We start from the raw sequence: 14,112 nt of genomic DNA on the forward strand, positions 1-14,112 counted from the left end.
CTAGAAGACAATATCAAGAGAGTCGAACTTAGCGCTCCAAGGAAGGTTATGAAAATTATATTAGTACGTCATGGTCAAGCAGAAGACGAAACACGTCCAGATAGCGCGCGTCAGCTGACGGACTTTGGTCAGCAGCAGGCAGCACAAACGGCAGAATATGTGACCACTCACTATAGCCCAGATCGTTTTGTGGTCAGCCCTTATACGAGAGCACAGCAAACTTTATCTGCGTTCCAGTCGCGAGCGCCGCAAGTCGCCTCATCTGTGCAGGACAATATCACGCCTTCGGATGATGCGCGCCAAGCTCTGATAGATATTGCCAATATTGAAGCTGAGTGTTTGGTCGTTGTTTGTCATATGTCTATCGTCGCCTATATCGCGGGATTGCTGACAGGCGATTATCCTGAGTCGTTCTCTCTAGCAGAAGCCAGAGTGTTTGACATGGAGTTTGTGATGACTGGCATGGCAACGGAAGTTGATCGTTTTGTTCCTGACCAGCCTTATTAGACTAGACATTCTAATATTTTGCTTAGAAACGATTTGCTAGAGCAGAATTGATTAGATATGACGGATTTGAAGTGGTATTTGCGAGAAGCATGCTAGTTATTAATCGTATAAAATCATCCATTTCTTTCAAAAACCGCATAAACCTTAACGATATTTTGATAACTGCAGCAATAATTGAGGACACGTTTAGTGTTACATGTTTGGTTACGAGCGCAGCATAGCCCGCTAGCTGTTTGGCACGAAGATGTACAGCAATGGCAAATGGTTGACGGTTGGCAACAGCTGCAAACAATCTATGGTAACTATAAGTCCAATAGCCAAAAGGCACTTTGTCTATATTTTCCATCAAGTCACGCATTACAAGTGGATACGGCGCTCAATGCTGCTCAGCTTAAACAGCTGGGTAATAGCGGCAAGCAATATTTATTTGAAGAAACTTCATTAACGCCTGTTGAGCAATTAAACATCCGTCAATTGAGCCATGCTGATACGACGCAACTGTACGCACTGGTACAAAACGATATTGAGGCATGGCAACAAAGCGCGCAGCTAGCCAGTATGAATATAGTAGCGTTACTGCCAGATTTTTTATTGTTGCCACCGCCAAAAGAGGGCGCAGGTCAGCAAGTGACTCTTTATCAAGATTCGCAGACTATGCTGCTGCGCCAATCATTGCGTCAAGGTATGGCCGTCAGCTATTTACCACTAATGTTTGAGCGTTTCCCGCATTTAAGTGAGGTAATGGTGTTGCCTTCTATTGAGGCAGCTATTGACGTATCGCTTGACTCGCTAGATTCCTCATCGACGCTAGAGTTAGCGGCGCAAACTAAAGCGTTGATCGCTGATCATCAGCTATTGCTGACGACCCTGCCTACAGTACCTAAGCCAATTGACAGTCCTGAACGTCACGCGCTTAATTTCTTTATGAAATCTACTGACTCACAACTATCACCATATTTGCGAGTGGCTATGATGGTTGCGCTATCAGCGTTAGTGCTGCAAATGGCAACCGATGGTGTGCAGTGGTACAAGTATAATGAAGCAACCGCAGCAACCAAGGCTGCAATTGCGGCACAGTATCAGTCTTGGTTCGCCGATGAGCCACTGAGTACGCGCACCAAACTGCAAGTACAGCTGCAACCAAAACTGCGTAGCGATAGCCAAGCGCCTGCATCGCATATGGCCGCACTGTCACGCATATCACCATTAATTAAACAGTCTTCATTGCATGCACAGTCATTGGTAATGCAGCCATCAGCGCTCAGCTTTACCTTGATTGCTCCAGATCGCGGTAGTCTTGATAAATTCACAAGCACACTGGTAGCACAAGGCTTAAATGCCAAACTTGCGCAAGTGAATAGTAATGAGCAAGGTCAGTTTAGTGGTCAAGTCACTGTCAATGTGATAGAAAATAATATTGCAGAAAACAGCGACATGGCAAACAATGCGGCAGCGTCGTAACTCATCAAGGTATTGGTAATAAAGGTCAAAACATGAAACGATTACAACGCCGACCCAAATACAGTGCAGCTGTCTCTACAACCAGTACTAAAACACATGCATTTTCAGAGCGTGTGAGCAGTTATCAAAATGGATTAACGACGCGTTGGCATCGGCTGCCTGCACGTGATCAGTTGGCATTGGCTGTATTGTCAGTGTTTTTACTATTGTTTATCGGTGGCTACGGTGGTTATAGTGTTCATCAAGCAGCCACTGAGAGTAAGCGCGGCTATCAGGAACAAGTAGCAGACTATTTCTGGTTACGTGCTCAAGCAGGTAATATCGATAATAAGGTATCAAGTGCGGCTACCACGGTTAATGGAGAGGCTGATATGCCACCTGCCAGTCGTATTAACGCGTTGTTGAGTGGTTCTGGCATTGCAGATGCTCAAGTGGTTGCAGCTGGTGATTTAGTACAATTGAGCTTTACGCATCCGAGCCAAGCAGTGGTCAGTACGGCACTTGGCAAACTTGAACAACAAGGTTGGCAGTTCACGCAATTGTCTATGCAGCAGGATACAACTAACAAATCTATTCAGGTACAGGCGACAGTCGCTTTGTAGAATGCGTCACACAGATGCTTAACTCTCAGTCATTTTTATACCATCGCATTTTGTGCTTAATTTCAAAATAGGGCTTTATCCTTGCTATCATTGAAAAGCCACTCATCTAGCACCATTAAATGTGTATTAGCCAAACACATAACAACCATAAACAATCGCTCGATAGCCAATCCGAGCAGCAGTCACATCACTAAACTGAGTCTACCCATAGCGATTAATGAGCACAAATACGACCTGTAAGGAAAAAATAATATAATGAGTGACAGACTGAGAAACGACACGCAGCGTTCTTTGACTACTTATAATCACATCACTTATTTTCTATATGTGATCAGTTACTTTACGGCAGGTCTACTGTGGATTGTGCCGATTGTCATGAACTATGCCAAACGTCACGATGCTGATGGAACATGGCTGGCCACGCACTTTGATTGGCAGATTAAGACTTTTTGGTACAGTATTGTTTGGTTTGTCATTGGTATTATTATCATTACCTTTGCGTTGGGCGGCTTTGGCGTTAGCGTGTTGGCAGATAGTGGCAACATTGCTATCGATTCGGTATTGTTGGCAGGGGTGGGTTTACTTATTATGACCTTTACCTTTATCTGGCATTTATATCGTATCATTCGTGGCTGGATTGCGTTGACCGATGGTCGTCCTGTGCCCTAATAGCGATTAATCTGTATTTACTACAGTGCGAATATAGAAATTTACCGCATGAAACTTTGCTCTTATTTCTGTTAAGCTGATATAATCGCTGCGCCTGATTTCATTCGCATTATTCATTCACTTTTTTTCGAGCAGGGTCTGTCATTACTATGTCTTATGCCTTACTTCGTCCTTTTTTGTTTAATCTGGATCCCGAGCACGCCCATGAGATGACGCTGTCTTTATTGGATAAAGCGCACAAAGCGCGTGTGCTAGGCTTGGCATATGGTCAGTCGATGCAACCCACGGATTGCATGGGATTGCAGTTTGCTAATCCCGTTGGTTTGGCGGCAGGGCTGGACAAAAACGGTGACTATATCGATGCACTCGCAGAGCTGGGCTTTGGTTTTATCGAAGTAGGGACAGTGACACCAAGACCGCAAGTAGGCAACGATAAGCCAAGACTGTTCAGAATCAAGCAAGCAGATGCGATTATCAATCGTATGGGCTTTAACAATGAAGGTATCGATTATCTGATCGATAATGTCAAACGCTGCAAGTATAAAGGTAATATCGGTATCAACATTGGTAAAAACGCTGATACGCCAGTAGAGCAAGCTGCCGATGATTATGTCTATTGTTTAGAGCGCGCCTATCCGCATGCCTCATATATCACGGTCAATATCTCATCGCCGAATACTAAGAATTTACGTGATTTGCAAAGCGGCGAGGCCCTAACTCGTTTGATGGACACCATCAAGAACCGTCACAGTCAACTGGCCAATGAATATGGTTTTTATGTGCCACTGGTGCTGAAAGTTGCTCCTGATTTAGAGCCTCTGCAAGTGGATTATATCTCACAGCAGCTAATAGATTTTGAGATTGATGGTTTGATTGCGACCAATACAACACTAAGCCGCATAGGTGTCGAAGACTTGCGTGATGGCGACCAAATGGGCGGCTTATCTGGTCGTCCTGTGAGTCATATTAGTACCCAGATTTTGCAACAATTCTCTGATCAGTTAGATGGTAAAGTCGCTTTGATAGGCGTGGGTGGTATCGATAGTGGTGCCAAAGCCGTCAAAAAAATCGAAGCAGGCGCAGACATGGTACAGCTCTATACGGGGCTTATTTATCGTGGTCCTGGACTGGTGCAGTCTTGCATTCAGGCAATCGGTGGCTATTACGATGCCATGGAAAGTTAATCCAATAAATAAGGTAATAAGGCGTAGAGCATGAGTGGTTTAGATATTGTGATTGCTATTGTTGTCTTGATTGGCTTATGGCGCGGCTTTCAAGTAGGACTGATTAAAACAGCAATAGGCTTGGTAGGTTGGTTTATCGCCCTTATCGCTGCTACTAGGCTGGCAGGAGTAGTGTCGCCCCAATTGACGGGTATCGTACAAAATCCTGTACTACAGATGGCAATGGCTTTTTTATTGGTAGTGATTGCGATCTTGGCAATCATGCATCTGATGGCGTTTGTATTCTCAGGCGTGCTCAAAACCTTACGTTTGGGCGTCTTGGACAAAATGGCGGGAGGCGTATTGGGTGCTGCCAAAAACGTACTAATGGTCTTGGTTGTATTGAGCGTCAGTGCGCCATTGCTAGTACAGATGCCGCAGTGGCAAACCTCCGTACTAGCGCCTGAGCTAATGCCATATGCACCGATGGGTAAGGCTCTAGTATCGGACGTATTAGGCATGGCGTGGGATCAGGTCAATCAGTCGTAATTGTTTAATTGCCTATTATTTTATCTAACTGTCCATTATTTTACTTCTTTTTATACTTCTAAATGTTTGCACGTGTCACTGATAATCAAAAACAGATTATCGAAAAATCTCGTTAAGTTTCTTACAGTATCATCAGGTTAGCGGCGTGCGACAGTAAATGATTTTAGTAATATACTGTCGTTAAGTTTGCCGTTATTGTCGTACTAATGTATGAGTCAAAATAGGATATAGCTATTATGTGTGGAGTCATTGGAGTTGCAGCTCACGAACCAGTCAATCAGATTCTTTATGACGGTTTGACGATGCTACAGCATCGCGGGCAAGATGCAGCAGGTATTGTCACTTTGCAAGATGGGCGACTCTATCTACGTAAAGAAAATGGCATGGTACGTGACGTATTTATGAATCGTCATATGATGAAACTGGTTGGTAAGTTTGGTATCGGTCACGTTCGTTACCCGACAGCTGGTACTTCTAGCAGCGCTGAAGCTCAGCCGTTTTATGTTAACTCACCATATGGTATTACCCTTGCGCATAATGGTAACTTGACCAATGCTGAGAGTTTGGCCAAATCTTTGTACATCGAAGATCGTCGCCACCTTAATACTGACTCAGATTCTGAAGTACTGTTAAACGTATTGGCACATGAGATGCAGAATCTAGGCAAAACACATCCAACGGCTGATGATATTTTTGAAGCAGTAAAAGCCGTCTATAAACGCTGTGAAGGCGCTTACGGCGTTGTAGCTCTGATCACGGGTCATGGCTTACTGGCATTCCGCGATCCAAATGGTATCCGTCCACTTATCTTTGGTAAGCGTATGGCACCGAATGGCGGCACTGAGTATATGGTTGCCTCTGAATCAGTTGCATTGACAGGTTCTGGCTTTACTATCGTTCGTGACGTAAAACCAGGCGAAGCGATCTTTATCGATTTGAACCATAAGCTGCATACGCATCAGTGCGTCGAGCAAAAAGAATACACGCCTTGTATCTTTGAATATGTTTACTTTGCTCGTCCAGATTCAATTATGGACAATATCTCAGTTTATAAATCACGCCTACGTATGGGTGAAAAACTGGCAGATAAAATCCTAGCTGAATGGGGTGAGAATCATGATATCGATGTGGTCATTCCAATTCCAGATACCTCGCGTACTTCAGCGATGGAGCTGGCGCTAAAAATGAACGTCAAGTACCGTGAAGGGTTTATGAAAAACCGCTACATCGGTCGTACGTTTATTATGCCAGGTCAGCAGCAACGCAAAAAATCAGTTCGCCAGAAACTAAGTGCTGTGCCGCTAGAGTTCAAAGGCAAAAACGTGCTGTTGGTTGATGATTCTATCGTTCGTGGAACGACTTGTCATGAAATCATTCAAATGGCACGAGATGCTGGTGCTAATAAAGTGTTTTTTGCCAGTGCTGCGCCACCAGTGAAATTTCCAAACGTATACGGCATTGATATGCCCGTACGTAGCGAGCTTATTGCTTCAGGTAATAGTGTTGAAGAAGTGCGTGATATCATCGGCGCTGATCGTTTGATTTTCCAAGATTTGGATGATTTGATTGACGCAGTAAAAGACACCAAACACAGCCGAGTGGAAGGTTTTGATTGTGCGGTATTTAACGGCTGCTACATCACTGGTCAGATCAATGAAGCGTATCTTGATCACTTGCAAGAGCAGCGTAATGATACTGCCAAAACTGGTAAAAAAGGCGTACAAATAGTGGCTGATACCCCAGTTGATATGATGGGTGTAGAAGAACTTTAAGTAGTATTGAAGTCATTATTTTCAGATAACAAAAAGCTAGATTCTATTTAGAATCTAGCTTTTTTATGTTTAAGGTATAGCTAAGAGTACTGACGTTTATATAAATGGTCAAAACAGTTTTAGCCTAAGAAGCTGTTAAATAACCAAAACAGACCATTGATTGCTGCGATACCAACAACCATACTGACCAAAAGCTGACGGCTGATATGATAGATAAACAATACCAAAATAAGTGCACCGACTTGTGCCATTAATAGATGTAATTCGGTATCGCTGAAAGCAACAGTCGTCGATATGTCTTGATAGGAGAGGCTAGTCAAAATAAGCAGCACCATCACTGATAATGGCAAACTCTCATTTAATCGGTGTAGCCAAGGTGTATCGAGTAGCTTTCTAGGTATCAGTGCGGGTAGCGCACGAGTGATAAAGGTCACAGCTGCCATGGCAAGCGTGGCAAAAATAAGATAACTACTGGTCATAAGAGTCTCCCGTCTTTTGACGCTCTATCCAAAACCCACGTACCAAAATCATAAACATGCAGATAGTGATGGCTACTAGTAGCAACCAGTCACTGGTAAATAGCGAAGCAATGATTAAGCCAAGCATGGCAATACCAATCGGGAAGTAGCGTTTGATACTTTGAAATTGCTCATACGCGAGAATTGCAAACAGACAAACCAAAGCAAAATCTAAATTTGGCACCAAATCACTGAGCGTACTGCCAATCATGACGCCAACCGTACTCGCCAGTACCCACCAGCTTTGGTTAAATAGGCTGATAGGAAGTATCAGCGCTCGTCGCGACTCATTTGGCAAGCTGGTCATGATCGAAAAAGTCTCATCAGTCAAAGCGAACAGACAATACGTCTTGGCCAGCTTATTTTTCGGTAAATACTGTAATAACGGCATACCATAGAATACATGACGTAGATTAATCGCAGCAATATTGGTGGCGATATTACCAATTGGTAGGCCCGCGCTCAGCATTGGCAGACAAGCATACTGAGCTGCACCAGCATAGAGAACGATACTGAGCATAATCGTTGCCCATATCGGGATACCTGCTACCTGTGCGAGTACACCAAAGGCAATACCGGCAGGCAAATAGCCCATAGCAACTGGCAAGCTTTTCTTAAAGCCCTCAGCCCAGTGGTAACGGTTTTCATGTTGATGGCTTAATTCATTTGAATGAGTATTCACATAACATCCTAAATTTTTCTTATGATATTTTTATAAATCTATCGATATAAAAATTATTGATTCAAACGGTATTGCTGCAAAATTAAAAAGTGAAAGACGAGCTTAATAAAAACGTTCTATCGAAAATTGATAGAGCAAACATAATATAAAATTAACTAAGCTTCAGGTTGTAGTTTCTCATAACTGCCAGTCTGATTGGCACGGTACAAAAACCCGCCTAGAATGACTAGTCTTAATAGTAATAGACACCACACGCTAAGCCAAATACCAGTCATATCCCATTGCTGATAGAGCAACCAGCTCAACGGAAAGAAAATAGCAGCCAGTATCAGCGCCGCATTACGGATCACGCTACCAGCCGTTAAACCAAAAAATATTCCATCTAACCAATAGGCTCCAACGCCGACAAGAGGCAACAACACGGCATATAAATGGTAATCATAGGCGAGGGTAAACACTGACTCAATATTGGTCATAAATCCCAAATACGTAGGCATCGCAAGCCACCAGATGGCGCTTAACATGATAGCAAGACCATAACTAACCACGCCTGTACGCTTTATAATAATACGAAAACGTGGCCAGTCACGTCGCCCTGCGGCTTGCCCACTTAGCGTTTCAGCAGAGACAGCGACGCCGTCCAGAGCGAAGGCAGATATGCTTAATACTTGCAATAAAATAGCATTGGCAGCCAGTATGACATCACCGCTTTGGGCAGATAGGCGAGTAATCCAAGCAAAGCTTAGCGTTAAGATAAGCGTACGTACAAAGATATCTTTGTTTAAAGAAAATAGCCTAAGCATCTTACCTTTCGTAAAATACTGACGATCTGCTTTAAATAATACAGACCACGATATTTTTAAATGTTGGCGGCTCAACCACAGTGCCATCAGTATTCCAAACCAAAATGCAATAGTCGTTCCCAGTGCAACACCAGCTAATCCCATTTGCATTGCAAATACAAAAAACAAGGTCAGTACGATATTAAGTACGGCAATAAAGCCCTGTTGATAAAGCATATAACGGGTCTTACCTTGTCCTGCAAACCAACCAATAAATGCAAAATTCATCAGCTCTGCGATCACGCCCCAAAAGCGTACGTCTAAGTAGGTCTTCGCTGCGCGTCCACTCTCAGGATTGGCTGATAGTGCTTGTAAGCCAAAATCAATCAGCCAGGGCTTTGCCAGTAGCAATATTGCTCCGATAACAAACGCCAATAGTAACGCGCGCTGTAAGATAGACAGCAAAGGCGTGGGCACTGATACGGCCGATGTATTGCTAGTATTATTCGCCAGTTGTCCCAATGCCTGCGCAGCAAGCCCAGATGATGCATACTGCAAAAAGTTAAAGCTAACAAGCAATAACGACAGCAACTGTATGGCTAGACCCATACCAGCAAGTTTCGCCGTGTTATTCATATTGCCTACAATGGCCGTATCAATCACGCTTTGCAATGGCATAGCCAAATTAGCCAGCAGTACAGGCAATGCAATCGCGACAATACGTTTATAGCTTGTATCAATAGGTGGCATCGCGTGAGAAGTTGCGGAATTAGCTGACATGGGTAACTCGTTTATACGTGAACGATAAAGAGGTGTGTTCGTTATATGATAATAAAATTGTAAGGCAGTACATTTAATATAAGAGACAAAATAGCTATAAAGACAAAAGCACCTAGACTCATTATTCATGAGTCAGGTGCTCTTATTTAAACGTTGTAGCTGTATAATCAGTAATTATATAGAGTGTGATACCACGCTATTTCAACGTATTAATCCATCTAATATACCTTACTAAACGTTGTCTTGCTCAAACATTTTTGGATCGTTGAAAGTAACGATTTCTTCTTCAAACTCTGGTTTTACTTTTACGATAAAGTCATCACGCGATAGACCCATGCGCAGCGGAATCGAGCTGGCAATATAAGTCGATGAGTAAGTACCCGCAAGCAAACCAATAAACAGAGCTACTGAGAACCAGTATAGTCCATCACCGCCCAAGAAGAGCATAGCTAGTACGACCAATAGAACAGTTGAGATGGTCATAATCGTACGGCGTAGCGTCTCGGTCAATGACAAATCAATCGTCTGTTCTGGCGTAATTCCGCGAACACGGCGGAAGTTTTCACGGATACGGTCATAGACAACGATGGTATCGTTCAATGAATAACCAATCAATGCCAATACCGCAGCCAATACCGTCAGGTCAAATGGGAAACCGAATAGTGCAAATACACCGATGGTTACGACGGCATCATGGAACAGTGACAGTACAGCACCTAGAGACAATTTGAACTGGAATCGTAGGGCAACATAGCCGAGCATACAAACCAGTGCCAACACCAATGCCATGACTGAGTTTAGATAAACCTCATTACCAACTTGGCTACCAATGATATTTACGTTGCTAATCGTAGCGGTATTGCTAGGTAGTGCCAATGCTTGCGTCAGATTTGCGCTTAGTCCATCGACGTTATCAGACTGAGGGGGTAGACGTACCAATAGCTCTTCACGCGTACCTAGATACTGTACAACCGCATCATCAAAGCCATTGTCTGCTAGTGCTTGTACAACAGCAACTTGCTCAACAGGCTGCTCATAACGAACATCAGCAGAGACACCACCAGTAAAATCAAGACCTAAGTTCAGACCATTTACCGCGATAGCAATGATACTACCGATCACCATAAACAAAGATAGTAGTGCCATCGGCTTTTCTATCTTCATAAATGGAATGATACGTTGGTTGCCAACTGCCTTGATGCCACCTTCAGCGACAGCTGCTGCATCATCAGCGGCGTCACCTGATATTACGTCAGAATCAACAGCGGTAGACAGTGCTTGACTGTCTTTGGCATTTTGACCTTTACCACCGCGACGACTAGAGCTTTTACCTGACTTTGTGGTAATAGGGTTATTGGTTTTAGTATTGCTACCTTTACCATCACGACGCGGTTTGTTACGGCGACGCGTACTTGCATTAGTCGTCTCACCGTTTGAGCCATTTCGATCAGGATTATTCTGCTGTTCTAAAGGGTTGTTATTATCAATCGCCATAATATTCTCCTAACCGATGCTCAGACTTTTGATGGATTTACGCTTACCATAAGCAATTTGTACCAGTGCACGTGTCACCAAAATTGCAGTGAATAGCGAGCTGACAATACCAATAGCTAGCGTAATCGCAAAGCCTTTAATCGGACCAGTACCAATCGCAAATAGGATAAACGCGACCAATAAGGTTGTAATGTTGGCATCAAAAATACTGCTAAATGCGCGATCAAAACCTGCCACGATGGCTGATTTTGGCCGGACACCATTGGCAATCTCTTCTCGTATTCGCTCAAAGATCAGTACGTTGGCATCAACCGCCATACCGATGGTCAAAACGATACCTGCGATACCAGGTAGGGTAAGTGATGAACCCAAAATTGACATAATGGCAATGATAATAATAACGTTAACGGCTAGCGCAACGTTGGCAATCACACCAAACAAGCGATAGAAGATAATCATAAACGCGAAGACTAGTAGATAGCCGACCTGCGTAGAGAACAACCCTTTATCAATGTTTTCTTGACCAAGTGAAGGACCAATAGTGCGCTCTTCTACGAAGTACATCGGTGCAGCAAGTGCACCTGAGCGCAGTAGTAGCGCAAGCTCAGCTGCTTCAGCACTACTATCTAGACCAGTAATACGGAATGATGAACCCAGTACCGCTTGAATGTTGGCGCGGTTGATGACCTTTGTTTCAGCGTAAGGTGTGCGTACTTCAGTTGTCTCACCGGTTGCTGGATCTTCTTCGTAAGTGATTCTTTGTTTGTTTTCAATGAACAATACAGCCATCTGTTGACCAACAGCTGTACGTGTGGCGTTCTGCATGAGCTTGCCGCCAGCACTGTCCAAGGTAATACTTACTTCAGGTAGACCACTTTCATCCAAGCCAGTTTGCGCGTTGGTTACTTTGTCCCCAGTGACGATCGCTTGACGATCTAACAGTACAGGAGGACCATCAAGAGTTTCGAATGGGAATGCTTCTGTGCCTGCTGGAGGTATGCCGCCAGTATAGGTATCAGCATCTTCTGCTACCATACGGAACTCAAGGTTTGCAGTACGACCAAGTACACGTTTCGCTTCAGCAGTATCTTGTACACCAGGTAGCTCAACGACGATACGGCTAGCACCTTGCGACTGTACCAAAGCTTCGGTAACACCCAGCTCAGCAATACGATTACGTAAAGTCGTTAAGTTCTGGTTTACCGCGTAGCTATTGATTTCGTCAAGTGTTGCATCGTTATACGATAAGACCAATGCAGGACCTTGATCATCAATAGAAGACTGCAAGTTAAACGTATTGCTCATTGAGCCTTGTAATACGTTCTGTGCACGGTTACGAGTATCAGTATCAGCAAAATGCAATACCACGCCGCGATCTTCGGTTTTGATACCTTTGATTGCTACTCGCTCAGCACGTAGCTCACGTCGCATATCGCGACTGGCACTGGTCAAACGCTGTTCAAGCGCCTTGTCCATATCGACTTCGAGTACAAAGCGTACACCACCACGTAAATCGAGACCAAGCTTCATCGGTCTTGCACCAATATCGCGTAGCCACTGCGGGGTAGTCTGTGCTAGGTTAAGGGCAACGACATAGTCTTCGCCCAAGTTTTGACGTAGCACTTCTTGCGCTTTTAGCTGATCGACTGGGTTGTTGAGGCGTACCAGCGCGCTGTTACCCTCAAACGTACCATCGTGGTTATCTAGACCTGCCTCTTCGAGTAAGCTTTGAGACTCGGTTAAGATACCTTCAGATAGCTGAGTTCCTGCGGCTGCGCTCGTAATCTGCACAGCAGGTTCGTCAGGGTAAAGGTTGGGGGCAGCATATAGACCGGCAACGAGTAGCACGACGGCAATTAGTAAGTATTTCCAAGCGGGATATTGCATAATCACTTCTTTAAGTTGATAAACGACTGGCGACGTAGGCCACAAGTTAGCAGATGGGAAGTTAGCGATAGCAACGGTCGAGTGCTATGTTCAGCAGCCGTCATCATGCACCATTGCGATCATCCGCGATGATAGTAACGCATAAAACAGTAAAGCAAATAATACAGATGTCTGTTTATCTGGTCACCTAAAATCATAGGGCTAGATTGGATAAAGATAGGACATCTAAACAGTAAGCTTAATTTATATAGCAATTTTACCTTACTGCGTTAATAGCGAAAAATGACCGTAAATCATATACGGTCATTTTTTAGTCATTACATTCATTAATGTGACGACTATCGAATGTTCACTAATAAATTTTCACTAATAAAAGCTAGTGAACATTCTCATTAGACGCTTTCGATCGTGCCAGCAGGCAATACTGAAATAACAGAAGCACGTTGTACTTTCACGTCAGTATTGTTGTTTAGGCTCACAACGGCATAGTCGCCTTCGATTGCTTTGATACGACCCATTAAACCACCAGCGAAAATAATTTCACTACCCACGGTTAATGCGTTAACCATGGCACGGTGTTCTTTGGTACGCTTAGACTGCGGGCGAATGACCAAGAAGTAAAAAATCGCAAAAAACGCAACAGGCAGTAGAATCTGACCGAATAGACCTGCAGCACCTGCAGTCTCTGGTGCAGCATGGGCAGCTTGAATAAATAAGCTCATAATATCTCTCAGTAAGTCATAGACAATAATAAAATTAGACGCATAGTAACAAAAAATCCCAGACTTGGTAACTGTTAATCATAGGCTGAGCGTGTTTTTCTTAGCGTAAGGCATACTATCAGCCAATGGGTAGGACAACAATGTTTTTACTATATTCAGATAATCTATATAAAGCCTCAGGCTAAATAGCTGTCATGAATTGGCTAGTAAAGATGTCGTCATACAACCGTTAATAGTAGGGCAATAAAAGTCATCAAAAAACAAAAACTTAAAAATGGTGACTTATTGTGAAATGGTATCATCAATGCTACTATCAAATGGCAATGATTGCATGGATTTAGTATGCTACATATTGAACCATATTACGGCTTATTGAAGCATAGTATGGCTTTGAAATAGCGATTAAATCAGCTTTGAGTAACTATTTATACGATAGACAGATGTCTTTTATTACTTTGTTAAAGATAATCTAAAAATCAATATAAATTGCTCATGACATTATCTTCCTTTTACTCTTTTTAGGT

The 14,112-nt window shown here is 43.4% G+C and carries 13 protein-coding genes; 7 read left to right on the plus strand and 6 right to left on the minus strand.

Annotated elements, in window-relative coordinates:
- Positions 1-48 precede the first annotated feature (48 nt).
- From ACS8FA_RS20195 to purF, 7 genes are all read left to right on the plus strand, one after another.
- Positions 49-507 carry a SixA phosphatase family protein gene (locus ACS8FA_RS20195; RefSeq protein ID WP_379544112.1) on the plus strand — a complete coding sequence of 153 codons (459 nt, stop codon included), beginning with the start codon at positions 49-51 and terminating at the stop codon, positions 505-507.
- Between the two features lie 189 nt (positions 508-696).
- On the plus strand, positions 697-1,968 hold the full coding sequence (gene gspL / locus ACS8FA_RS20200) for a type II secretion system protein GspL (RefSeq protein WP_439264920.1): 1,272 nt from the start codon (positions 697-699) through the stop codon (positions 1,966-1,968).
- A 32-nt stretch (positions 1,969-2,000) separates the two neighbouring features.
- Positions 2,001-2,570, plus strand: coding sequence for a type II secretion system protein M (locus tag ACS8FA_RS20205; protein ID WP_439264918.1), 570 nt, complete (start codon positions 2,001-2,003; stop codon positions 2,568-2,570).
- A gap of 255 nt (positions 2,571-2,825) precedes the next feature.
- Complete coding sequence (locus ACS8FA_RS20210) at positions 2,826-3,239, plus strand: DUF4870 family protein (protein ID WP_439264917.1); 414 nt, start codon at positions 2,826-2,828, stop codon at positions 3,237-3,239.
- 149 nt (positions 3,240-3,388) lie between these two features.
- Positions 3,389-4,423, plus strand: a complete 1,035-nt coding sequence (locus ACS8FA_RS20215; RefSeq protein ID WP_201572601.1) for a quinone-dependent dihydroorotate dehydrogenase — start codon at positions 3,389-3,391, stop codon at positions 4,421-4,423.
- 30 nt (positions 4,424-4,453) lie between these two features.
- A complete protein-coding gene (locus tag ACS8FA_RS20220) occupies positions 4,454-4,951 on the plus strand; it encodes a CvpA family protein (RefSeq protein ID WP_057759516.1) in 498 nt (165 codons plus the stop codon).
- A 236-nt stretch (positions 4,952-5,187) separates the two neighbouring features.
- Positions 5,188-6,723, plus strand: coding sequence for an amidophosphoribosyltransferase (purF, locus tag ACS8FA_RS20225; protein WP_201566719.1), 1,536 nt, complete (start codon positions 5,188-5,190; stop codon positions 6,721-6,723).
- Between the two features lie 119 nt (positions 6,724-6,842).
- On the opposite strand, the gene ACS8FA_RS20230 is transcribed toward purF, so the two are convergent.
- From ACS8FA_RS20230 to yajC, 6 genes are all read right to left on the minus strand, one after another.
- Complete coding sequence (locus ACS8FA_RS20230) at positions 6,843-7,202, minus strand: AzlD domain-containing protein (RefSeq protein ID WP_420230446.1); 360 nt, start codon at positions 7,200-7,202, stop codon at positions 6,843-6,845.
- On the minus strand, positions 7,192-7,923 hold the full coding sequence (locus ACS8FA_RS20235; RefSeq protein ID WP_439264913.1) for an AzlC family ABC transporter permease: 732 nt from the start codon (positions 7,921-7,923) through the stop codon (positions 7,192-7,194). The genes ACS8FA_RS20230 and ACS8FA_RS20235 overlap by 11 nt, the downstream gene beginning before the upstream one ends.
- A gap of 155 nt (positions 7,924-8,078) precedes the next feature.
- Complete coding sequence (locus ACS8FA_RS20240) at positions 8,079-9,485, minus strand: MATE family efflux transporter (protein WP_439264911.1); 1,407 nt, start codon at positions 9,483-9,485, stop codon at positions 8,079-8,081.
- A gap of 231 nt (positions 9,486-9,716) precedes the next feature.
- Positions 9,717-10,979: a protein translocase subunit SecF gene (gene secF, locus ACS8FA_RS20245; protein ID WP_439264909.1), complete on the minus strand. Its 1,263-nt coding sequence runs from the start codon at positions 10,977-10,979 to the stop codon at positions 9,717-9,719.
- A gap of 9 nt (positions 10,980-10,988) precedes the next feature.
- Entirely contained in the window at positions 10,989-12,866 is a 1,878-nt protein-coding gene (gene secD, locus ACS8FA_RS20250) for a protein translocase subunit SecD (protein ID WP_101205370.1), read from the minus strand.
- Positions 12,867-13,258: 392 nt separating this feature from the next.
- Complete coding sequence (gene yajC, locus ACS8FA_RS20255) at positions 13,259-13,588, minus strand: preprotein translocase subunit YajC (RefSeq protein ID WP_057759529.1); 330 nt, start codon at positions 13,586-13,588, stop codon at positions 13,259-13,261.
- Between the last annotated feature and the right edge of the window lie 524 nt (positions 13,589-14,112).

The organism is Psychrobacter sp. 1Y1, from assembly GCF_051847395.2.
Lineage (GTDB): Bacteria > Pseudomonadota > Gammaproteobacteria > Pseudomonadales > Moraxellaceae > Psychrobacter.